Here is a 23,394-nt window from a genome sequence, read left to right on the forward strand (position 1 = left end):
TGGCCGCTCCATGCCGCAGCGGCCAGTTTTCGGTTTTCAAGCTTTTTTAAGCGAAGGCGTAGGAGCCGTCCGGCCGCTTCGGCACCCGCCGCTGCCAGTGGATGTAGCCTTCCTCTTCCATCGCTTTCTCGTCCATTTCCACGCCCCAGCCGGGCCGGTCGGGACGCAGTTCGAGATAGCCGTCCTTCGGCAGATAAGGATCGACGACGTAGCGGGTCTCTCCCTGGCGCTTCTCGACATCGAGGCCGCCATAGACATAGGCCTGGCCCTTCGGCAGCCGGTATTCGAGGATGCGGAAATTCTGCGCCGCGGCCGAAAAATGCACATTGACCGCCGTCGCCAGCGGCCCCATCGGATTGTGGGGCGCGACACCGACGAAATAGGCTTCGGCAAGTGTGGCGATGCGGCGCATCTCGCTGATGCCGCCGACGACGCAGATATCCGGCTGGATGAGATCGGCGCCCTTGACCTGCAGCAGACGCAGGAATTCGTTCCTGTTGTAGAGCGACTCGCCGGTCGCAAGCGTGCAGTTGAGGCCCTGTTTCAGGTCGCCCCAGGCCTCGATATTCTCGGGACGCAGCGGCTCCTCGAAAAACAGCGGATCGTAAGGCGCCAGCGCATTGCCGAGCTGCCTTGCGGCGATCGGCTCGAAGATCTTCGCATGCGCGTCGAAGGCGATCTCGTATTCGTCGTTGACCGTTTCCCGCAGCGAGCGGAAATAATCCGCCGAGGCCTTCACGACATTGCCCCAGCGATTGGAGTGCATGTCGATCCGCCAGGGGCTGAGCTTGAAGGCGGTGAAACCCCATTCCTCCTTCAGGCGGTCGAATTCCTCACGGGCGGCCGGCGCATCGGGCGCGGTGTAGACCCCGGCATAGACCTTGATCCGGTCGCGCACCTCGCCGCCGAGCAGCTTGTAAACCGGCACGTTCGCGGCCTTGGCCGCCAGATCCCACAGGCAGTGATCGAGGGCGGAGATTGCCGCTAGGCCGAGCGCGCCCGGCGGGAAGCGGCTTTGCTGAATCAGCAGATTGACCAGATATTCGACGCGTGTCGGGTCCTGGCCGGAGAGAAAGCCGTAGAGATAATCGAGCAGCGGCGGCAGCGCCTTGTCGGGGCCGTGATTGTAGCATTCGCCCCAGCCTGTCAGCCCGTCATCGGTATCGAGCGCGACGATCACGCGCGGACGGTCCTTGTCGCGGGTCATGAACACCCGCATGCGGTCGATCTTCATCATTCTGTCCTTCTAGCGATTGAAATAGCTGCGGCGCGCCACGCGCGTCTGCACGTAGACATGCTCGTTGTCGGTTCCGGGATTGTAGGCGCCGGCGGCTTGCGGCACCGAGACATTGCCGGCGCTGGGGAAGCGGGCGACGAATTCCTCGTCGATATCGCAGCCCAGCCCCGGACCATCGGGAACCGCGATCAGTCCGTCGACCTGCTCGGGATGCGGCACGATGGTCTGACGGCGACCGTCCCAGTCATCGTCGAGCCGCTCGAGGATCAGCGCGTTCGGGATCGCCGCAAGCAGGTGCAAGGCGGCATATTCGGCCACCGGTCCGAGCGAGCCCGAATGCGGCGCCATCTGGATATGGTGGGCCTCGGCCATGGCCGCGATCTTCTTCATCTGCGTGATGCCGCCGGCCCGGCCGGTATCCGGCTGGATCACGTCGACCAGCTCTCTTTCGATCAGCTCACGCTCGCCGAAAATGGTCGCCGAGCGTTCGCCGGCCGCAAGCGGCACATAAGCGGCGTCGCGGATGCGCCGGTAGCCGTCGAAATTCTCCGGCGCGATCGGATCTTCCACCCACATCAGTTCATAGGGTTCGAGCGCCCGCACCAGCCGGCAGGCATCGGCGGGCGTCAGCCAAGGCGGTCCATGCAGATCGATGGCAATGTCCATATCGTTGCCGACGGCATCGCGCAGCGCCGCGACCTTGCGTACGGGATCGGCGACGCCGCCGCACTTGATCGCCTTGATGCCGCGCTCCTTGAGTGCAAGCGCGCGCTCGGGCGTATTGGCATGGGAATAGATCGGGATCCGATCCCGCACCTTGCCGCCGAGCAACATCCAGACCGGCACACCGAGCGCCTTGCCCTTGATGTCCCAGAGCGCCATGTCGATGCCGGTCATCGCACCGCCGCCGACCGTTCCGAGCATGCCATGGCCCATCATCGCGGTATGCATCTTCTGCCACAGCCGTTCGATATGCGCCGGATCCTCGCCGATGAGCAGCGATGCAAGGTCATGGACCGCCGTTTCGACGACGCGCGGCCAGCCCGAGCATTCGCCGATGCCGGTGATGCCCTCATCGGTATCGATTTTCAGAAAGAGCCAGTTTCTGGTGCCGCCGAATTGCTTGGGGGTGCGATCGCCGGAAGGCTGGTCGGACGCCCAGTTGGCGGGATCGGGCTGGCCGACATGCATGAGAAACGTGCGGATTCCGGTGATTTTCATCTCTGAGAACTTCCATTCTTCAGACTGTCGGGCTTCAGATTATCCGGCGCGACATAGCGGAAACGCCCGGAACGATCGCGGTCACGCGGATCGGGGCGCGGGATCGCCGATATCAGCGCCTGGGTGTAGGCGTGCTCGGGTGTGCGGCAGACCTTCTCCGCATCGCCGATTTCGACGAGCTGGCCTTTGTACATGACGCCGACCCGGTCGCACATGTAGCGGATGACGCCGATGTCATGGCTGATGAAGATATAGGCCAGGCCGAGTTCGTCCTGCAGGCGCATCAGCAGATCGAGAACCTGCGAGCGCACGGAGACATCGAGCGCCGAGGTCGCCTCATCGGCAACGATGACACGCGGATTGAGCGTGATGGCGCGGGCAATGCCGATGCGCTGGCGCTGGCCGCCGGAGAATGCATGCGGATAGCGTTCGCGCGCCCTCGGATCGAGGCCGACTTGCTCCATGAGATGGCAGACGCGCTCGTCCAGCGCCCGCCCCTTTGCAACGCCGTTGACCAGCAACGGCTCGCCGATGATCTGGGAAACGGTCATGCGCGGGTTGAGGGAGCCGAACGGATCCTGAAACACCATGCGCAATTCGCGCCGTGCGGCGGCGAGCGTCTGGCCCTTTGCCGTTGCCAGATCGATGACCTCGCCGCCGGCGCGGCGGTAGAGGATCTCGCCGGCAGTCGGATCGAGCAGCCGCATGATCGAACGGCCCATCGTCGTCTTGCCGGACCCGCTTTCGCCGACAATGCCGAGCGTCTCGCCCGGCAGCAGCGAAATGGAAACATCGTCCAGCGCTTTCAATTCGCCGAAATTCATCGACAGATTGCGCAGTTCGAGGATCGGCGCCGCGGTCCTGTCGAGCGGTGCGCGCGCCAGCCGGATTTCCGCCTTCTGCTCCAGCTTCAGCACCGAACCGATCAGCATGCGGGTATAGTCGTCTTTCGGCGTATGAAAGATCTGCTCGACCGGTCCATATTCCTTCGCCACGCCGTTGTGCATCACGAGCACGTCGTCGGCGATCTGCGCCACGACGCCCATGTCATGCGTGATGAAGAGAACGGCCATGCCGTTCGCCTTCTGCAGCCGGGCGATCAGGTCGAGAATTTCGGCCTGCGTCGTCACGTCGAGGGCCGTGGTCGGTTCGTCGGCGATCAGCAGCTGCGGTTTGCAGGCAAGCGCCATGGCAATCATCGCACGCTGGCGCATGCCGCCGGAATATTGGAAGGCATAGCGATCCAGCGCTTTTTCCGGGAAGGGAATCTCGACCTGCTTCAGCAGCGATATGGCCTCCGCCCGCGCCTCCGCCTTGCTCATCCTTGTGTGCAGACGAAGCGCCTCGACGATCTGGTTGCCGACCGTGTGGATCGGCGACAATGACGACATCGGCTCCTGGAAGATCATGGCGATGTCGCGGCCGCGGATCGCCCGGATCTGGCGTCCGCGCGGATTGAGGCTGGTCAGATCGGTCGAGCCGCCGTGCGGATCGTTCAGGACGATCGATCCGGCAGCAATGCGACCGGGCGCATCGACGATCTGCAGGATCGAACGGGCCGTCACCGACTTGCCGGATCCGCTTTCGCCGACGACACAGAGCGTCTTGCCCGGTTCGATCGCGAAAGACAGATCGTTGACGGCGCGAAAGACGCCGGTGCGCAACGGGAACTCGACCGTCAGGTTTTTCACCTGGAGCAGCGGCTTGCCGGCAAGGGATACGATATCGGTCATGCCGGCCTCATTTGTTGTAGGGATCGGCCGCATCGCGCAGGCCATCGCCGAGAAGGTTGAGCGCCATTACGGCGACCACGACGGCGCAGCCCGGCATGAACAGCCAGGGTGCGGTGGCGATCGAGCGAATGTTCTGGGCCTCGCGCAGCAGCACGCCCCAGGAGATGGTCGGCGGCTGCAGCCCGAGCCCCAGGAAGGAGAGAGAGGTTTCGGCAAGGATCATCGCCGGCACCGCAAGGGTGATCGATGCGATGATGTGGCTCGCAAAACTCGGCAGCATGTGGCGAAAGATGATGCGTCTTTCGCGCACGCCGTCCAGCCTGGCGGCGGCGACGAACTCCTCGGTGCGCAGGGACAGGAAGCGGCCGCGAACCACGCGGGCGAGCTGCGCCCAGCCGGTCAGCGACAGGATGATCGTGATCATCATATATTGCAGCGTCGCCGGCCAGTCCTGCGGCAGGGCCGCAGCCATGGCGAGCCAGATCGGGATCGTCGGCAGCGACAGCACGAAATCGATCACGCGCTGCATGAAGAAATCGATGCGGCCGCCGTAATATCCCGAGATGCCGCCGATCACGATGCCGAGCATCAACGACAGGAAGACGCCGACAAGACCGATCGACAGCGAAACCTGCGAACCTTGCACCGTTCGGCTGAAGACATCGCGCCCAAGCCGGTCGGCACCGAAGAGAAGCAGCGGCGTGGTCTTGTCGGGCGAAGCGATCAGATGGATGTTGGTATTGAACAGGCCAAATACCGAATATTCGTAGCCGCGCCCGAAAAATTGGACGTCGACACGCTTCGTCGTGTCTTCCTTGAAGATCGCCGCCAGGGTTTCCGGATCGCGGGTCAGCTTCATCGGATAATAGTGCGGGCCGAAGGAGAACCCGTTCTCGGTATCGATCAGATGCAATTTCTGCGGCGGGTGAAAGGTCGCCCGGGCATTCTGCAGGTACGGATCGTTGATGGCAAAGAAACCCGGAACCAGGGCAACGATATACATCAGCACGGTGACGACGAGCGCCACCATGGCCAGCCGATGCCGGCGGAAAGCCCACCAGATGAGCTGCCACTGCGATGCGACGGCGGCGCGGTCCGGCTGAATGTTTGTCACGGTGATGTCGGCCATATCAGGCTCCTATTCCAACCGGATGCGGGGATCGACCAGCGCAAGCAGGATGTCGCTGATCAGGGAGCCTATCAGCGTCAGGGCGCAGATCAGCAGAACGAAGGCGCCGGCCAGATACATGTCCTGAGCCATCAGCGCCTGCAGCAGCAGTGGTGCTGCCGTCGGCAGGTTGAGAACGATGGCGACAACGACCGAGCCGGAAATGAGATTGGGCAGCAGCCAGGCGATCGTCGAGATGAACGGATTGAGCGCGATCATCAAAGGATACTTCATCAGCAGACGGAACTCCGAGAGCCCCTTTGCCCGTGCCGTCGTCACGTAGGGCTTCGGCAGTTCGTCGAGCATGTTGGCGCGCATGACGCGGATGAGGCTCGCCGTCGAGGAGACGGCAAGGATGATGACGGGAAGCCAGAGATGCGAGAAGAGATCGACCATCTTGGCGAAACTCCAGGGCGCGTTCTCGTATTGCGGCGAAAACAACCCGCCGACATCCTGGCCGAATTCGACCGCCGCGACATACATCAGCACCAGCGCCAGCAGGAAGGATGGAATGGCGAGGCCGAAGAAGGTGAAGGCGGTGAAGAAGTAGTCGCCGATCGAATATTTGCGCACGGCGGAAAAGACGCCGATCGGCAACGCGATCGCCCAGGTGGCGATCAATGTCGACAGCGCCAGGACGAGGGTCAGCGCCATGCGCTCCCAGATCAGGTCGGAGACCGGCTGCTGCCACTCGAAGGAAATGCCGAAATCGCCGCGTGAGAGAATGCCCCACATCCATTTGAAATATTGGACGAGCATCGGATCGTCGAGGCCGAAGCGCTCGCGCAATTGCGCCGCCGTGTTCTGGTCGACAATCTCATTGGAGGCTGCCAGCGTCGCGATATAGGTGGTGACATAATCGCCCGGCGGCAGCTGGATCAGCACGAAAGCAAGGAAGCTGACGGCGAAGAGCGATGGGATCATCCATAGCAAGCGTTTGGCGATGAAGACCAGCATAAGGCGCCTCTTGCATTAACGTTGCCAGCCGGGCCTCGCCGGCCATCACGGCCGGCAAGGGGGAAGGCGAACCGAAAAAAGCGCCGTACCGTCGGTACGGCGCTCGATCAAAATCAGCTCGTGAAGGTGAACTGCTGCGGCATCGCCGGCCCCGGATTGGGCCAGGACCAGCTGTCCGGCTCCTTCTCGGGAACATTGCGCAGATTGTTGCGGATGATGCCGAAGCCGCCGACTGCAAGGCAAAGGCCCACAGTCTCGAATTCCTCCGCCGCGATGTCGAAGATCTGCTTCATGATCGCGCCGCGCTTGTCGAGATCGGCCGTCGAACGCGCCTCGTCGAAAAGCTTCATGCGCTTCTTCTGGCTTTCCGGCGGCTCCTCGCCGCGCGCGCCGTTGGACGTGTACCAGAGCGTCCAAGGAATGGCATAACGCGAGCCCTGCGGATGGAAGGCGAAAAAGTCGCGCGGGTCGAGCATCGGATCGAGACCGCCCGGCCCCGGCCATACCTGAGCGTCATGGGCATTGTCGTCGCCGCGGGTATAATAGAGCGCCCGCTCGATGGTGTTGACCTTCATGTCGACGCCGATCTGCGCCCAATGCCCCTTGACCAGTTCGAGCGCGTCGACGAGGTCGGGATTGAGGGTCGGAATGACGTCGATCGAGAAGAACACTTTCTGGCCGTCCGGCCGAAGGCGGAAGCCGTCGCCGCCCTTTTTGTAGCCGGCTTGGTCGAGCATCGCACCTGCCTTGTCGGCGTCATATTCGGTGAACTGGCGCGCGTACTTCTCGTTGTACCAGGGATGGGTCGGACGCGGCCCGGCCTGGTAGGGCTCGCTCTGTCCGAAATAGACGATGTCGATGATCTCGGGACGATTGATGCCGATCGAAAGCGCCTGCCGGAACGACTTGTCCGCAAACATCTTGCGCATGGCAGGATCTTTGTGGGTCATGTTGAAATAGATCTGGCACTGTTGCGCGGCTGACGGCACGAGCGTCAGCAGGCGATAATCGCCCTTCTGCATGTTCTGCGACAGGGTCGGCTTGTTGGCCAGCACGCTGATGTGGCGCTCCTGGATGTCGATCTTGCCGGAGATGACGTTCAGCATCAGCGATTCGACGTCCTGCGAGATGCTGAAGTTGACCTCGTCGATATAGGGAAGCTGGTTGCTTGATGTATCGACCTGCCAGAAATAGGGGTTGCGGGCCATGACGACGCGGGTCGCGCCGCCAACATAGGGCTCCTTGACGACCCAGGGATCGAGCGTCGGTTTGTCGACGTTGCCCCAGCGCGTCGGAATTTCGATGTCGCCGCAGCGGCTGCGAAACAGTTCCGTCCAGCTGGTGACACCCGCCTTCTTCACATCGGCCTCGATGTTGGGATTATATTTCGGCAGGAACTGGCTGCAGTAATGCTTCGGAAAGAGCGTCGGGTGCTGGCCGAGCGGCGTGGCGAGATTTTCCAGATAAAGCGCGTTGGCCGCCGCAAAGGTGAACTTCACCGTGTAATCGTCGATCTTCTCGACGGTGACCGGCTTGCCGGCGACGGCAAGCTGCGCCGGCGTAGCGCTATAGAGCTCGGTATTCTTGACGCAGTCTTCGATCGCGAAAACGATATCGTCGGCGGTGAAGGGATGACCGTCGGACCAGCGCACACCTTCGATGAGATGGAAGGTGAATTGCGTCGCGTCGTCGCTGACCTCCCAGCGTTCTGCCAGGTTCGGCTGGACGGCGGTGAATTCCAGGTTCCAGCGCACGAGGCTCTGGTTGCCGACCATGCGCAGGATGCCGTTATGGTCCGATGAACCGCGCAGGCCGCGCCGCAGCGAACCGCCATAGGTGCCGACCTTTTCGAACGGCGTCACCACCATCGGCTTTTTCGGCAGGCGCTCGGCTAGCGGCGGCAGTTTTCCGTCCTTGACGAGCTGCGCCAATGCCGGCGCTTCACCTCCCGGAGCAGCGAAAGCGCGACCGGTGACAGACAGCGCTGCGACGCCGGCCATACCGCCAAGCACGGCGCGGCGGGTGACACCGCGCGACAGAATTTCATTGGGCATCGAGTTCCTCCCTGTTTTAGACCGGCGCAGCTCTTGTACCGGCTTGTGCGGCGGTCTCCCAACCTGCCGCCTCACGCCCTCCTCGGCGCTACGGACGAAACCATAGCCACGTTCCCAGATGATTACAAGAGTTGACAGATAATTACAGATTCGATAGCGATGCAGTATCAAACGCCACGCTCCGGCGCCTTCCGAGGCGGATTATGGAATGAAAAGGCCGCCGATCTGTCATATGCTGTACGCCTGCCACCTTGCGGCCGGGAACAGCGTGGCGCCATTTCGGCGCATGGGCGAGAGACATATTCGGAGCCAGCCTGCCGGCTCGAAAGAGCAACAACTGACTGCCGCTTAGCGGAGGAGAAAAGGACGATAATGACCGTCGCTGTCGATGCCGTTTCCAGCAGAGGCGCAACGCGCTTCAGCGACATCATCTACGAGAAGATCGTAGGGATGATCGCGGACGGCACATTTCCCATAAACGAGCGGCTGCCTTCGGAGACGAAGCTCGCCGGCGATTTCGGCGCGTCGAGACCCGTCGTGCGCGAAGCGCTGGAGCGGCTCAGAACCGACGGTCTCGTCGTCTCGCGCAAGGGTTCGGGCTCTTACGTTCGGCAGCGGCCGGATTCATCGATGCTGACAATGGTTCCGGTCGGTTCGCTCGCCGACGTCCAGCGGTTCTTCGAATTCCGCGCCGGCCTCGAAGCCGAGGCGGCCGAGCTTGCGGCACGCAACTGGCAGCCGGCCGACAAGGAGCGGATAACGGCCGCACTTCTCTCGCTCGAGCAATGCCTGCGCAACGGCGAGCTCGGCGCCGAGGAGGACCAGGCCCTCCACGACGCAATTGCGGCGGCGACAGGCAACCAGTTTCACATCACCGTTCGCGAATGGTTCAAGCCGCATTTCGCCATAGGCCATTCCGTGACGCGAAGCCTGAGCCTGAAACGGACGCCGGAGCAGATCCGCAGCGTCCAGGACGAGCATGCCGTGATCGTGGAGGCGATCTTCGCGCGGCGGGAGGCCGAAGCGCATGACGCGATGAAGAAACACATACTGAATGCGCGCGCCCGCATGTTTCAGGGGGTTTGAGCGACAATGGGAGGAACGATGAGACGGATCGCCATGACGGGTGCTGCCGGACGCGTCGGGACGCTGCTGCGCCCGTTTCTTCGGCAGCATGTCGAGCATCTTCGCTTGATCGACATTCATGAACCTGCGGATTTGGCCGAGAACGAAAGCTTTGTCGGCGCCGATCTGTCAAAGCTCGATGAGGCGACGGCGGCTCTGGCTGGCATCGAGGGCATCGTTCATCTCGCCGGTCTTGCAGGCGGTGTCGACATGAACGCGATCTTGCAGGCGAATGTCCTCGGCACCTACAATCTTTACGAGGCCGCCCGGATCAACAAGGTCGAGCGGGTGGTCTACGCCTCCAGCAACCATGCGACCGGTTTTTATCCGCGCGGCCAGATCATCTCGCCACTCGATCCCATGCGGCCGGACAGCCCCTACGGGCTTTCCAAATGCTGGGGCGAGCTGGTGGCGGGGCTCTATTATGACACTTCGGGCATCCGTTCTCTATCTATCCGCATCGGCAATGCCGGCACCTATCCGAACAGCGAGCGATCGATCGCGATCTGGATCAGCGCGCGGGATCTGGCGCAACTTGTGTGGATCGGGTTCAGCCATCCTGCGATCGCCGCAACGGTCGTCTACGGCGTCTCCGATACGGACGAGAAATGGTGGGAGAACGGTCTGGCGGCGAGACTCGGCTATCAGCCGCAGGACCGGCCACGCGATCACGCCCATATCGAGGATGGCGCGGAGGGAGCCGTCGCCCGCGCATTCCAGGGCGGCGGTTTTTGCGAATTCAATCACGACGGCACCATTCGCATGCGCGATGGCGAGGGTCTCGCCAAAAACCCGGAGACGGTCTCGTGACGGCGCCGCGCATCATTGAACCGAAGATCCGTTCGGTGCTGCAGCAGCCGCTGACGGTCGGTGAATCGCCCGTATGGGACGAAGAGACCGGTGCTCTCTGGCTTGTCGACATCCTGGCGCCGGCAGTCCTGCGGCTTTCCCCGGAAGGCACGGTCGACCGCTTCGCAATGCCGGCTGCGGTCGGCTGCCTCGGGCTTTGCCGTGACAACAGGATCGTCGTCGGTCTTCAGACCGGCGTCCATCTTTTCGATCCCGTCTCCGGCGATATCGAGTTTCTTTGCGATCCGACCGGGCGCCACGTCAACGGCCGCCTCAACGACGGCAAGGTCGGACCCGACGGACACTTCTGGGTCGGCTCGATCAGCGAAGCCAAGCCGCAGGTGAATGACGCCGCACTTTTTCGCGTGGGAGCCGACGGCAGCGCGCGCGCCGTCTCGACTGGTCTAACGAGTTCCAACGGCCTCGCCTGGTCGCCGGACGGCCGGCGGATGTACCACTCCGACAGCCGGCAATGCTTCCTGCAGTCCTTCGACTTCGATCCGGCGACGGGCGAGCTCGGCGAAGCACGCCGGCTTCGCAGCTTCACCGAGGAAGAGGGGCGGCCGGACGGCGCGGCCACAGATCGCGATGGGTTTTACTGGAGCGCCGGCGTCTCTGCCGGCCGGCTCAACCGGATATCGAGCGACGGCGAGATCGTCGAAATCTATCATCTGCCGGTGGCGGCGCCGACCATGCCATGTTTCGGAGGGCCCGATTTCAGGACGCTCTTCGTCACCAGCCTGTCGACGGACCGTACCGGACATTTCGAGGCCGGCACGGTCATCGCCTTCGACGTGGATGCGGAGGGCTTGGCGCCCTTCCGCTTCGGCAATCACTCATTTTGATGGAAAGCGAACGGGGAGAAGAATGAGCATCGCAATCATGCGCAAGGCGCTGACAGGCGTGTCGGGCGTTCCCGTCACGGCCTATGACGGAAAAGGCGACGTCGAACCGCGTATCACCGCGCAGGTCTATGGGCGGGTGGCGGCGGCCGGCATTCACAACATCGTCGCCGCCGGCAATACCGGGGAATTCTATGCGCTGACGCCGCAAGAGATCCGGATCGTCCACGAGGCGGCGGTATCGGGCGTCGACGGCAGGGCGCCGGTGACGGCGGCGATCGGCCGGTCGCTGCGCGAGGCGATCGGCATGGCGAGGGATGCGGCGGCGATCGGCGCCTCCGCTGTCATGTCGCACCAGCCCGTCGATCCCTTCGCCGCACCTTCGGCTCAGATCGATTATTTCTGCAATCTCGCCGATGCCTGCACCCTGCCGCTTATTGCCTATGTCAGGGCCGACGGCTTTGCGGTCGCCGATATCGTCCGCCTCGCAAACCACGGCAACATTGCCGGCATCAAATTTGCCACAACCGACCTGATGCTGCTGTCGCGCGCGATCCCGGCAGCCGATCCGAACGGTGCGCTCTTCGTCTGCGGCCTGGCGGAGAGCTGGGCGCCGACCTTCACCGCCGCTGGCGCGCGCGGCTTCACTTCCGGCCTCGTCAATGTCGCACCGAAGCTCTCGCTTGCGGTCCATGATGCGCTTGAAAAAGGCGATTTCGGCCGTGCAAGGGCGATCGTCAACAAGCTCGAACCCTTCGAGCGGATGCGGACCAAATTCCGCAACGGTGCGAACGTGACCGTTGTGAAGGAGGCCGTCACCTATGCCGGCCTCGACGTCGGGCCGGTGCGCGTGCCGGGGCTGCCGCGGCTCGACCAACATGACCGCGAGGAGCTTCATCGATTGCTGGAAGGCTGGGAGGCCGACGGCGACATTCGATCCGACCCGGGCCGGCAGGACGCGAAGGCGGCCGGCTAGAATAAGGCGATTTAGGCCGATCGGTCTAAATGCCGTTCCAGATTAAAGAGTTAGGCATGGCGCCGGACCACGCGCTCACGCTTTTCGGCACCATGCTTTGAGTTCGACACGATTTTGACAAGCGACAGGATTGGGAGGTCTTGAAATGCTGAGACAAGTACTGACGACGATCGCAATCACCGGTGCCCTGATGGCAGCGCAACCCGCTTCGGCGGCGTCGCCGCCCAACATGCTGGTCATCGGCACCAACCTCACCGGCATCCGCACACTCGATCCGGCTCAGAACAACGCCCGCACGGTGTCCGAGCTGATCTCGAATCTTTACGACAACCTCGTGCAGCTCTCGCCCGACGACCTCAAGACGCTGAAGCCGATGCTTGCGACGAAATGGGAGGTCTCGGCCGACGGCAAGCTCATCACGCTGACCTTGCGCGACGACGCGGTCTTCCAGAGCGGCAACAAGGTCACCGCGGAGGATGCGGCCTGGTCGATCCAGCGCGTCATCAAGATGGGCCAAGTCGGCTCCACCGACGTCGCACTCTGGGGCTTTACTTCAGACAACGTCGAGAAGCTCGTTCGCGCCAAGGACGAGCACACGCTGGAGATCGAGCTGCCGCAGACCGTCAATACCGACCTCGTGCTCTATTCGCTGGCCGGCTCGTCGATCGGCATCGTCGACAAGAAGACGGTCCTGTCGCATGAGGCGAACGGCGATTTCGGCGGCGCCTGGCTTTCGGCGAATTCCGCCGGCAGCGGTCCGTTCAGCCTGGCGCAGTGGCGTCCGAACGATGTGGCGATCTTCAATGCGCAGCCGAAATACTGGGGCGGCAAGCCGGCTATGGCGCGCGTCGTCGCCCGCCACATCCCGGAGTCCGGCAACCTCCGGCTCCAGCTCGAAGCCGGCGACGTCGATGTCGGCCAGTATGTGGCAAGCGGCGATCTCGATGCGCTCGCCACCAACAAGGACGTGGTGATCGAGAACGTCCCGGGCCTCGGCTTCTACTATATCGCCCTCAACCAGAAGGACCCCGATCTGCAGAAGCCGAAGGTTCGCGAGGCCTTCCAGCATGCCTTCGACTGGAAGGCGATCTCCGGCAATATCATGCGTTATACCGGCTTTCCCTGGCAGTCGATGATCCCGCGCGGGATGATCGGCGCGCCCGAGGAGGCGGCCGTGCGCTATGATTACGATCCCGCCAAGGCCAAGCAGCTGCTGGCGGAGGCCGGATATCCCAACGGCCTGAAGAAGGTGCTCAACCCTTCAGGGGCCCCGACCTTGCCCTTCGCGGAGGCGCTGCAGGCAAGTGCGCGGGCCGCCGGTTTCGACCTTGATCTCGTGCCCGGCGAGTTCACGCCCGCCTTCCGCGAGCGCAAATTCGAGGTGCTGCTCGGCAATTCCGGCGCCCGCCTGCCCGATCCCTTCGCTGTCGCCACGCAATATGCCTTCAACCCCGACAATAGCGACGAGGCGCGCCTCGGCAGCTATTATCTCTGGCGCACGGGCATGAAGGTGGACGAGCTCAACACGCTCATCGACCAGTCGATGCGGGAGCGCGACACAGAAAAGCGCACCGACATCTTCAAGAAGATGGACGGCATCTATGCCGGCATGGCTTCGCCGCTCGTCATCTTCTTCCAGCGAACCGACCCCTATGTCATGCGCGCCAACGTGAAGAATTATCACGGGCACACGACATGGTCGACGCGCTGGCATGATGTGACCAAGGAGTAGAGCGCGTGGCGAGCGCCGATCTGACATCGAAGCGGGAGGGCCGCCAGCCGGGAGGGAGCGGGTTCGCCGAGGCGGCCCCGCACCCTCTGCTGAGCCTGCTGCGGCGGCTGGCGGGACGCGTGGTCGCCGTCGTGACGACGCTGCTCGGCCTGCTCTTCCTGACCTTCTCGATGGGTCGCCTGCTGCCTGCCGACCCGGTGCTTGCTATCACCGGGGCGGAAGTCAGCAAGGAGGTCTACGACCGCGTCTACAATGAGCTCGGCCTCGGGCAGCCGATCTGGATGCAGTTCCTCTCCTATGTCGGGAAGATCGCCACCGGCGATCTCGGCATGTCGGCGACGACAGGCCAGCCGATCCTGACCGATCTGATGACGATCTTTCCTGCCACCATCGAGCTTGCCATCATCGCGATGATCATCGGAGCGATCGTCGGCATTCCCTTAGGCATCACCGCTGCGGTCCGGCGCGGGACGATCATCGACCACATCGCCCGCATCGTCGCCCTTGCCGGCCATTCCATCCCGATCTTCTGGACCGGCCTGATGGCGCTCTTCATCTTCTACGCCAAGCTGAAGCTCGTCGGCGCGTCGGGCCGGGTCGACGTCTTCTATGAAGGCCTCGTCACGCCCATGACCGGTTTTCTCTTGATCGATGCGGCGATCGAGGGCCAATGGGACGTGTTCCACAATGCGCTCGGCCATATCATCCTGCCGGCGGCAATCCTCGGCTATTACTCCGTCGCCTATATCAGCCGCATGTCGCGAAGCTTCATGCTGGAGCAGCTGAGCCAGGAATACATCATCACCGCCCGGGCAAAGGGGCTCGGCACCCGCAAGGTCGTCTGGCGCCATGCCTTCCGCAATATCCGCGTGCAGCTCCTGACGATCCTGGCGCTGACCTTCGGCGGCCTGCTTGAAGGCGCGGTGCTGATCGAGACGGTTTTCGGCTGGCCGGGGCTTGGCCAATACCTCACCCGCGGGCTGCAGATGAACGACATGAACGTCGTGATGGGCTCGGTGCTGACGATCGGCGCCGTCTTCCTGACGATCAACATCCTGTCCGACGTCCTCTATCGCATCCTTGATCCGAGAACACGGTGACGCCATGACGATCTCCACCGAAGACGCAGACACCACCCATGCCGGCGGCTTTCGCAACTGGCTGCACGCGCCCGAGCCTCAGGGCTGGTTCCAGTCGTCGGCGCAGCAGATCCATCAGGGTTGGCAGAAATTCAGCCTTCACCCGCTCGGCCTTGCCGGCCTCGTCATCATCGTGCTGCTGATCGTCGTGGCGACGGCGGCTCCCCTGCTGACGAGCTACGATCCGATCGTTCAGGACATGGCAGGGCGGCTTGCGCCGCCTTCCGCCGAACATTGGCTCGGCACGGACAATTTCGGCCGCGACGTCTTTTCCAGGGTGATCTACGGCGCCCGCACGACGCTCTACATCATCATGCTGGTGACGATCATCGTCGCCCCCCTCGGCCTGCTGATCGGCACTTTCTCCGGCTATTTCGGCGGCATCGTCGACGAGATCCTGATGCGCATCACCGATATCTTCCTCTCCTTCCCCGGGCTGGTGCTGGCGCTCGGCTTTGCCGCCGCTCTCGGCCCCGGCATCACCAATGCGATCATCGCCATTTCGCTGACGGCTTGGCCGCCGATCGCGCGACTGGCGCGCGCCGAAACGCTCAGCCTGCGCAAGGCGGATTATATCGCCGCCGTGCGCCTGCAGGGCGCGACATCAATCGCGATCATCACCCGCCACATCCTGCCCATGTGCATTCCCTCGGTGATCGTGCGCGTCACGCTCAATATGGCCGGCATCATCATCACGGCCGCGGGTCTCGGCTTTCTCGGCCTCGGCGCACAGCCGCCATGGCCGGAATGGGGTTCGATGGCCGCCAGCGGCCGCGAATTCATGCTCGACAGCCCCTGGGTGATCGCCGCGCCCGGCATCGCCATCGCGCTCGTCAGCCTCGCCTTCAATCTCGTCGGCGATGCGCTACGCGACGTGCTCGACCCGAGAGGCTCGGAATGACAGAGCCCCTGATCGATATCCGCAACCTCGAAATCGCCTATGGCGACGGCCACATGCGCGCAGTGCGCGGCGTGAGCTTTACGCTCGGCCAGGAAAAGCTCGGCATCGTCGGCGAATCCGGATCGGGCAAATCCACCGTCGGCCGGGCGATCATGAAACTGCTGCCGCCGACCGCCATGATCAGCGCCGAGCGGATGCGCTTTCACGACCTGGATCTCCTCAAGGCGAGCGAGCGGACGATGATGACCATCCGCGGGCGGCGGATCGGCCTCATCCTGCAGGACCCGAAATATTCGCTCAATCCCGTTATGCGGATCGGCGAACAGATCGCCGAGACCTACCGCTTCCATCATCCCAAGGAGAGCGCGAAAAAGACCTACGCCCAGGCGCTCGACATGCTCGAAGCCGTCCAGATCCGCGATCCCGAGCGCGTCGCCCGCCTCTATCCGCACGAGATATCCGGCGGGATGGGTCAGCGCGTGATGACCGCCATGATGCTGATTGCCGAACCGGAAGTGCTGATCGCCGACGAGCCGACCTCGGCGCTTGACGTAACCGTAAGGCTCGAGATCCTGGGGCTGCTCGACGAACTCGTTTCACGCCGCAATCTCGGCCTGATCTTCATCAGCCACGATCTCAACCTCATCCGCAATTTCTGCGACCGCGTCCTCATCATGTATGCCGGCCGCGTCGTGGAAGTGCTGGAGGCACGCGATCTCGACAAGGCCAGACACCCCTATACGCAAGGCCTGCTGGCATCGCTGCCGACGATCGAGGATCCGCCCGCCCGGCTGCCGATCCTGAAGCGCGATCCCGCCTGGCTGAATGACCTCGCGGAGGCGACGCGATGATCCGGATCGACAATCTCACCATCCGCTTCGGACACGGCCAGCGGCCGGTCGTCAAAGACGTAAACCTTGCCATCGAGAGCGGCACGGCGTTCGGCTTGGTCGGCGAATCCGGCTGCGGCAAGTCCACCGTTCTCCGGGCGCTTTCCGGCCTCAACGCCAACTATGACGGCCGCATCGTCCTCAACGGCGAGGCGCTGGAGCGCCAGCGCAGCCGGCCGTTCTATCGGCGGGTGCAGATGGTGTTCCAGGACCCCTACGGCTCACTCCACCCGCGCAAGACCATCCGCTCGCAGCTGCAGGAGCCGCTGCGCAACCAGGACTTGGACCGAAATTCCGTCGACGTGAACGCCGTGCTGCGTTCGGTCGGCCTCGATCCAGCGCTCAGCTACCGCTTTCCGCACCAGCTCTCGGGCGGGCAGCGGCAGCGCGTGGCGATCGCCCGCGCCCTGATGCTGAACCCCGACGTCCTGCTCCTCGACGAGCCGACATCAGCACTCGACGTCTCCGTCCAGGCCGAAATCCTCAATCTGCTGCAGGACCTGCGCAAGGAGCGCGGCCTCACCTATCTCCTCGTCAGCCACGATCTCGCCGTCGTCTCCCACATGTGCAGCCGAGTCGCGATCATGGAAGCCGGCGAGATCGTCGAACAGGTCGATATCGAGGCCTTGCGAAGAGGCGCGGTCGAACATCCCTATTCGCAGCGCCTGCTGCGGGCGAGCAGGATGTACGGCAGGGGTTAGCCCCCTCCAGCCAAAAGACGGCTTGCAGTCCCAGCAACGACCGCTTCGCTCGACGATGACCGCCAGCGGTTCAGCTTGGTACGCTCGTTCCACACCGGCCGCCCGCCGTCTGTACACTAGTGAACACTTGACATCGGCCTTGTTAAGGCCGAAGCCGCATCCGGCCGCGCATGCGCGGCCGTTTTTGCGAGGATTCGGGGAATGAAGACCAAGACGGCCGTCGCCAATACAGGAAACCTGATCATGACGGGCGTCGTGCTGATGCTGCTCGGCGATCTGCTGTTTGCGCTGAACGATGCAATGGGCAAGTGGTTGATGACAAGCTTTGCCGTCGGCCAGGTGCTGGTGATCCGCTCGGTCGGCGCTTTCATCGTGCTCGGACCGATGATCGCACGGCAAGGGCCGATGGCCTTGTTCCGCGTCGAGCAGAAAGGCCTCCAGTTCATGCGCGTCGCCATGGCGACCGGCGATGTCGCCCTGTTCTACGCAGCCGTCGCCTATCTGCCGCTCGCCGATGTGATGACCTTCTATATGGCCGGACCGATCTATATCGCCGCGCTCTCGCATTTCTTTCTCGGGGAAAAGATCGGCTGGCGGCGCTGGCTTGCCGTGCTGGTCGGCTTCGCCGGCGTCGTCATTGCGCTTCGGCCCTCCACGGCGATGCTGTCGCTTCCATCCTTCTTCGGCCTTGCCGGCAGCTTCGCCTTTGCGCTCTCGCTTGTCATGAGCCGATATCTGCGCTCCACCAGCGACACGACGCTGGTGACGTGGCAGACGGTCGCCGCCCTCGTCACCGGCATCGGCTTGAGCATCGGCAACTGGCAGCCGGCCACACTCGTCGACTGGTCGGGCATGCTGCTGCTCGGCGTTGTCGCGACCTGCGCGCATCTGCTCATCACGCGCTCGCTGAAGCTTGCACCGGCATCGCTGCTGGCACCGATGCAATATACGCTGCTGCTCTGGGCGATCGTGCTCGGCTACATCTTCTTCAACGATATTCCCGACATGCAGATCGTCATCGGCGCCGCCATCATCGTCTTTGCCGGTCTCTTCATCTTCCATCGGAAGAACCTGAAGGAGACGGTGCCGGCCGAAGCCGTCCCGCCCGACGGGCACTGAAATCAATCGTCCGGGGCCGGCGGCGCCTCCCAGCCGAAGACGCTGCGGCCGCCGAAATCGGCGGATTGGCGGAATTCGCCGGCGATGATTTCCTTGAGGTCGGGGCCGGTCACGTAGCGTTCCATCTGTCGGGACTGTTCGTCGAGGCGCTTCAGCGCCTGCAACTCCTCCTCCCGTCCAAGCCTGCCCTTCAGCACTGCCGATTTCATCACGCCGATCGTCTCGTCATAGACTTTGAGCGGGACCGGGAACGGGTGACGGTCCTTGCCGCCATGGGCGATCGAGAAGCGCGCCGGGTCGGAGAAACGGCAGGGCGCACCGTGCACGACCTCCGCCACCATCGCCAGCGCCTTCACCGTGCGCGCGCCGACGCCGGGGACGAGCAGCAGCTCTTGAAAATCCGCCGGCCCGCGATCGGCGGCGGCGGCCAGATTTCCATGCAGGCGGCGCATATTGACATCGCTCTCGCGCACATCGTGATGGGCGGGCATGATCAGGTGCGGCAGCATCGGCTGTTCGGCGGGCTCGGGCACCGGTTGCTCAGCGCGTTGCAGCGCCGCCGCCTCGCGGACGATCCTGTCAGGACCGAGAGTGGCCAGCAGATCGAGCTGCCCTCGCCGCGAGCGCTCGGCGCGCCGGTCTGCGAGATTGACGATCTCGCCCTGGCTCCGTCCCTCGATTGCCGCATGCGGCGAGTCGACGAAACTTTCGAGCCCTTCGGAAAGCCAGTGGTAGCGGCGGGCCTGCCGCCTGTCGCCGTTCATGCCCTGCTGCACGACCACCCAATGGCCGTCGTCGGCGACGATGAAGCCGTGGAGGTAGAGATCGAAGCCGTCCTGAAGGGCGGCGCTGTCGACCTTGGCGATGAGACGGCTCGTCGTCGCCAGCCCCTCCCCGTCCAGACCGACGCGCTCGCCGATCGAGACGAGCTCCTGCGGTGTCTTGCGCGAGTGCTGGCCGCGTCCGCCGCAGACATGCAGTCCGAGTTCACCGGCGCGCGGTTTCAGCCCGCGCTTCAAGGCGCCGAGAACGCTGGTCGTGATGCCGGAGGAATGCCAGTCCATGCCCATGACCGAGCCGAAGGACTGGAACCAGAAAGGGTGAGCGAGCCGGCGCAGAAACTCATCGCGACCGTAATGATGAACGATCGCCTCGGTGATCAGCGTGCCGAGCCGCGTCATCCGGTCGCCGAGCCAATGCGGCACGCGTCCCCCATGAAGGGGAAGATCGGCGCTGCCTGCTCGCTGTGACATTTCTTTTCCTTACATTTTCCATCGCCGGCTGCGATCGGGAACTCGGGAAAGTCCCGGGCGTTTGCTTTCAGTCGAAAGGCCGAGGCAACCATGACCGCGTTAGAAACCATGCTCAATCAACCCTACCTGCTTAGAACAAAAGCGCAACAGCCAGGCCGCGGTGAAAAACAGGAACTGGAAGGCCACGCCGAAAAAGCCGCCTTCCTGATCAATGGCAACCGGTATTTCGCCGAGCTGGCGCGGGCGCTGCGGCAGGCGCGGCGCAGGGTCTGGATCGTCGGATGGGATTTCAATCCTGATATTCCGATGGAGCCGGAAAAATCCGGCGAAACCTTGGCCGAGCTGCTGCATGCCGTGGCAGAGGCAAATCCGGCGATCGAGATACGCATCCTCATCTGGACGCTCGGACCGATCTATTCGGGAAAATCCCTGCAGGTGCTTCGGAAGAAAAACTTCCCGAGGAATGCCAGGATCGATCTGCGCTTCGATCTTCAAAACACCGTGCGCGGCTGCCATCATGAGAAACTCGTCTGTATCGACGATGCCGTCGCCTTCATCGGCGGCATGGACGTGACGTCGCGGCGATGGGATACGAGACGCCATCGCGCCAGGGAGGCGCTGCGACGTGACCCCGAAGGCGTGTCCTACGATCCGCTGCATGACGTTCAGGCGATGGTCACCGGCGACGCCGCCAAGCTGATCGGCGACATCGCGCGGCGGCGCTGGGAAAACGCCACCGGCGAAAACCATGGACCGCTTGCCGAGAGCTACCCTTTCACATGGCCGGACGATCTTGCCGTTTCGCTGAAACAGATCCCCATCAGCCTCGTGCTGACGGAGCCGGCGACCACTTTCCGCGCCGGGGTCAGCGACGGAATCGCCTCGACACTCGATATCATCGCCCGGGCGCGGCGGCAGCTTTACATCGAAGCGCAATATCTCGCCTCCTTCCGCATCGCCGACGCCCTTGCCGCGCGGCTGCAGGAGGAAGATGGCCCCGAGATCGTGGTCATCTGCACGCGCCGTTCGCACGGCCTGATCGAAAAGCTCTTCATGGGCGGCAATCGCGACCGCGTCATCCGCCGCCTCAAGCGCGCCGATCGCGCCGATCGGTTCAGGGTTTATTATCCCGTCGTGCCCGGGCCGCCAATGCCCGGAAAGGACGACGGGGTGGAGGTGCTCATCCATTCCAAGCTGATCATTGCCGACGACGAACTGATCCGCATCGGCTCCTCCAATCTCAACAACCGCTCGGAGGGATTGGATTCGGAATGCGACATGCTGCTCGAGGCCGACAATGACGAACATCGCCGCCGAATCGCGGACTTGCGCGATCGCCTGCTGGCCGAATATCTCGGAACGACCCCGGAGACCTTCGCCGCGGCCTTTGCACGGAGCGGCTCGATCATCCGGGCAATCGATACGCTCAATGATGGGCCTCGGGGCTTACGGGAATTTGCCGTCGATCTGTCGGGCAGTATTTCGCCGATAAGAGGCACCTGGTTCTTCGATCCGGCCCGGCCTTTCAGGCTCCTAGACCGACTGGGCCTCGGCGCGCTCTTCCGTCTCCTGGTCCGCTCCGCGTGACCGGCGCCGGAAGATCAGTTCGCTGACGATGAGAAGCGTGGTGCCGAGCGCCAGCGGAATGAAAAAATAGCTGCAGCGGAATGCAATCAGCGCGCCGATCGAGGCCTCCTGCGGCACGACATAGGAGACCGTCGCCTCGAGTACGCCGAGACCGCCGGGGACATGCGTCGCAAGGATCGCGGAATTGGCGAGCACGTAAGCCGTCACCGATTTGAAGAAGGCAACGTCGCCGAAGACCGAGAGCATCTGGTGCAGGCAGGCGGACACCAGCATGAAATTGGTCGTCCCGACCCCGATCTGGGCGAGCGCGATCGAAAATCGCGGCAGCTGAAACGACCAGTGCCAGAGCCGCAGCCTGCCGCGGATGAAAAACGCCAGCCCCGCATAGACGACCGGCACGACGAGCGCCAGCAGACCGAAAAGGCGGGTGCTCGCCGGGTCGATGCGCAGCAGACGCGCGGCATCGCCGGGATTGACGATCAGGGCAAGGCCGCCGAGCGTGATCAACCCGAGGCCGACGGTGACGCCGCAGAACAGGATGATCTTCGCCACGTCCACGGCCGTCAGGCCCCAGCGGGAATAGTAGCGATAGCGGAAGGCGCCGCTGCTCAACCCCGCAAATCCGATATTGTGGCCGAGCGAAAGGCTGATGAAGGAGGCGAGCACGATCTTCCGGTAAGGCAGGGATTTGCCGAGCGAGCGGATCGCCAGCAAGTCGAAACAGCTCAGGCATAGATAGGATGCCGCCGCAAACAGCAGTGCTGTGCAGAAGCTCGGAAAAGGTATGCTGCGGACCGATTGAACAATCTGCTCCAGGCTGTACTGGCGGAAGATCCGATAGAGAAGAAAGCCCGCGATACAAAGGGCGGCAACGAGCAGTCCATTCCAGATTGCGTTTTTCAGACTCATCGATTGTCCGTTTCGAGGTGCGAGCACCATGGCTCGATCATCTGGAACGATCAAAAGAGTTTTGTGTTCCCCTCGGGGAGAACGAACCCTGTCTCTCGAGGGGAGACCAGCTTTAGCGGGCCTATGCCGGATAGATCGATCAAACTCCTGACCTATAACGTGCACAGCTGCATCGGCAACGACCGGAAGCTCGACCCCGGCCGCATCGCGTCGGTCATTGCCGAGGCTGGAGCCGATATCGTCGCCCTGCAGGAAGTCGATGTCCTGAGACGTCGGACCGGCGGCGTCGATCAGGCCCATGCGATCGCCTCGCTGCTGAAGATGCAGGCGCATTTCCATCCGGCGCTGTCGGTTGCCGAGGAGCAGTATGGCGATGCGATCATCACCGCGCTGCCGACAGGCGCGGTCAAGGCCGGCCCTCTGCCCTCCATCGGCGAACAGCGCGGCGCGCTTTCCGTCGAAATCCTGGTCGGCGACAGGAAGCTCCTGGTGATCAACACCCATCTCGGCCTTCGCGGGCGCGAGCGCATCCGGCAGATGACGACGCTGCTCAACGCGGGCTGGCTGCGCGGCGCGGCGAACGAACCTCTTCCCTGCATTCTCTGCGGCGATTTCAATGCCATTCCATCATCGGCGACGTACCGACTTGCCGCGCGGTCGTTGAAGGACGCCCAGCTCGCGGGCAAGGCCGCCGCGAAACCGACCTTTCCCTCCCTCTACCCGCTGATGCGTCTCGACCACATCTTCGTCACCGACGATCTCGTCGTCAAAAAGGCCACCGTCCTGCAAAATCGGCTGACGCGGATCGCCTCGGACCACCTGCCTCTGTTTGCGGAAATCGGTTTCGCCTGATCGTCGGCGTGGCACATCCGGACAACCTCGCGGCCGGATATCGGTGGAAAAACGACATCCACCCTACCCTCAACGACATTGAAACGAATATTTCACGAATAATGTGATATGGAATATTCATTCCGCCGCTCCGTCATATGTCCGAGCGG

Annotated in this window: 20 protein-coding genes; 12 read left to right on the forward strand and 8 right to left on the reverse strand. The window is 63.1% G+C overall.

The genetic code is table 11. The features are described 5' to 3' along the window. Positions 1–46: 46 nt before the first annotated feature. The 6 genes from CO671_RS21980 to CO671_RS22005 all read right to left on the reverse strand — a co-directional run bounded on the left by CO671_RS21980 (position 47) and on the right by CO671_RS22005 (position 8,370). Entirely contained in the window at positions 47–1,234 is a 1,188-nt protein-coding gene (locus CO671_RS21980; protein WP_097607806.1) for a galactarate dehydratase, read from the reverse strand. 12 nt (positions 1,235–1,246) lie between these two features. Next, complete coding sequence (locus CO671_RS21985) at positions 1,247–2,458, reverse strand: mandelate racemase/muconate lactonizing enzyme family protein (protein ID WP_097607708.1); 1,212 nt, start codon at positions 2,456–2,458, stop codon at positions 1,247–1,249. Further along, the gene (locus CO671_RS21990; protein WP_097607709.1) at positions 2,455–4,191 is read right to left on the reverse strand and encodes an ABC transporter ATP-binding protein; all 1,737 of its coding nucleotides are present in this window, start codon (positions 4,189–4,191) and stop codon (positions 2,455–2,457) included. Before CO671_RS21990 ends, CO671_RS21985 begins: the two co-directional genes overlap by 4 nt. 7 nt (positions 4,192–4,198) lie before the next feature. Next, a complete protein-coding gene (locus tag CO671_RS21995) occupies positions 4,199–5,320 on the reverse strand; it encodes an ABC transporter permease (RefSeq protein WP_097607710.1) in 1,122 nt (373 codons plus the stop codon). A 9-nt stretch (positions 5,321–5,329) separates the two neighbouring features. Further along, the gene (locus tag CO671_RS22000; RefSeq protein ID WP_097607711.1) at positions 5,330–6,316 is read right to left on the reverse strand and encodes an ABC transporter permease; all 987 of its coding nucleotides are present in this window, start codon (positions 6,314–6,316) and stop codon (positions 5,330–5,332) included. 113 nt (positions 6,317–6,429) lie between these two features. Continuing rightward, positions 6,430–8,370, reverse strand: a complete 1,941-nt coding sequence (locus tag CO671_RS22005) for an ABC transporter substrate-binding protein (protein WP_097607712.1) — start codon at positions 8,368–8,370, stop codon at positions 6,430–6,432. Positions 8,371–8,742: 372 nt separating this feature from the next. On the opposite strand from CO671_RS22005, the gene CO671_RS22010 reads away from it, so the two are divergent. From CO671_RS22010 to CO671_RS22055, 10 genes are all read left to right on the forward strand, one after another. Continuing rightward, positions 8,743–9,456 (forward strand): FadR/GntR family transcriptional regulator, encoded by a 714-nt coding sequence (locus CO671_RS22010; protein ID WP_010033012.1) that lies wholly within the window; start codon positions 8,743–8,745, stop codon positions 9,454–9,456. Between the two features lie 18 nt (positions 9,457–9,474). Further along, the gene (locus tag CO671_RS22015) at positions 9,475–10,305 is read left to right on the forward strand and encodes an NAD(P)-dependent oxidoreductase (protein ID WP_097607713.1); all 831 of its coding nucleotides are present in this window, start codon (positions 9,475–9,477) and stop codon (positions 10,303–10,305) included. Further along, positions 10,302–11,189, forward strand: coding sequence for an SMP-30/gluconolactonase/LRE family protein (locus CO671_RS22020; RefSeq protein WP_097607714.1), 888 nt, complete (start codon positions 10,302–10,304; stop codon positions 11,187–11,189). Before CO671_RS22015 ends, CO671_RS22020 begins: the two co-directional genes overlap by 4 nt. Before the next feature lie 22 nt (positions 11,190–11,211). After that, on the forward strand, positions 11,212–12,162 hold the full coding sequence (locus tag CO671_RS22025) for a dihydrodipicolinate synthase family protein (protein ID WP_097607715.1): 951 nt from the start codon (positions 11,212–11,214) through the stop codon (positions 12,160–12,162). A gap of 145 nt (positions 12,163–12,307) precedes the next feature. Beyond that, complete coding sequence (locus tag CO671_RS22030; RefSeq protein ID WP_097607716.1) at positions 12,308–13,894, forward strand: ABC transporter substrate-binding protein; 1,587 nt, start codon at positions 12,308–12,310, stop codon at positions 13,892–13,894. A 5-nt stretch (positions 13,895–13,899) separates the two neighbouring features. Further along, entirely contained in the window at positions 13,900–14,994 is a 1,095-nt protein-coding gene (locus tag CO671_RS22035) for an ABC transporter permease (RefSeq protein WP_097607717.1), read from the forward strand. A gap of 4 nt (positions 14,995–14,998) precedes the next feature. Next, on the forward strand, positions 14,999–15,934 hold the full coding sequence (locus tag CO671_RS22040; RefSeq protein WP_097607718.1) for an ABC transporter permease: 936 nt from the start codon (positions 14,999–15,001) through the stop codon (positions 15,932–15,934). Next, positions 15,931–16,785 (forward strand): ABC transporter ATP-binding protein, encoded by an 855-nt coding sequence (locus CO671_RS22045; RefSeq protein WP_097607719.1) that lies wholly within the window; start codon positions 15,931–15,933, stop codon positions 16,783–16,785. The genes CO671_RS22040 and CO671_RS22045 overlap by 4 nt, the downstream gene beginning before the upstream one ends. After that, positions 16,782–17,525, forward strand: a complete 744-nt coding sequence (locus CO671_RS22050; RefSeq protein ID WP_097607720.1) for an ABC transporter ATP-binding protein — start codon at positions 16,782–16,784, stop codon at positions 17,523–17,525. The genes CO671_RS22045 and CO671_RS22050 overlap by 4 nt, the downstream gene beginning before the upstream one ends. Before the next feature lie 201 nt (positions 17,526–17,726). Then, positions 17,727–18,644 carry a DMT family transporter gene (locus CO671_RS22055; protein ID WP_097607721.1) on the forward strand — a complete coding sequence of 306 codons (918 nt, stop codon included), beginning with the start codon at positions 17,727–17,729 and terminating at the stop codon, positions 18,642–18,644. Between the two features lie 2 nt (positions 18,645–18,646). On the opposite strand, the gene CO671_RS22060 is transcribed toward CO671_RS22055, so the two are convergent. Then, positions 18,647–19,897: a DUF763 domain-containing protein gene (locus tag CO671_RS22060; RefSeq protein WP_097607722.1), complete on the reverse strand. Its 1,251-nt coding sequence runs from the start codon at positions 19,895–19,897 to the stop codon at positions 18,647–18,649. A 90-nt stretch (positions 19,898–19,987) separates the two neighbouring features. Here CO671_RS22060 and CO671_RS22065 point away from each other — a divergent pair, with 90 nt between their 5' ends. Beyond that, positions 19,988–21,484: a phospholipase D-like domain-containing protein gene (locus CO671_RS22065; RefSeq protein WP_097607723.1), complete on the forward strand. Its 1,497-nt coding sequence runs from the start codon at positions 19,988–19,990 to the stop codon at positions 21,482–21,484. Here CO671_RS22065 and CO671_RS22070 read toward each other — a convergent pair. Continuing rightward, the gene (locus CO671_RS22070; protein WP_097607724.1) at positions 21,431–22,393 is read right to left on the reverse strand and encodes a lysylphosphatidylglycerol synthase domain-containing protein; all 963 of its coding nucleotides are present in this window, start codon (positions 22,391–22,393) and stop codon (positions 21,431–21,433) included. The two genes, CO671_RS22065 and CO671_RS22070, sit on opposite strands and share 54 nt — an antisense overlap. A gap of 123 nt (positions 22,394–22,516) precedes the next feature. On the opposite strand from CO671_RS22070, the gene CO671_RS22075 reads away from it, so the two are divergent. Further along, positions 22,517–23,245, forward strand: coding sequence for an endonuclease/exonuclease/phosphatase family protein (locus CO671_RS22075; RefSeq protein WP_097607725.1), 729 nt, complete (start codon positions 22,517–22,519; stop codon positions 23,243–23,245). Positions 23,246–23,394: the final 149 nt, after the last annotated feature.

The sequence above is a fragment of the Rhizobium sp. M10 genome, assembly GCF_002531955.1.
In the GTDB taxonomy this organism is placed as follows: domain Bacteria; phylum Pseudomonadota; class Alphaproteobacteria; order Rhizobiales; family Rhizobiaceae; genus Rhizobium; species Rhizobium etli_C.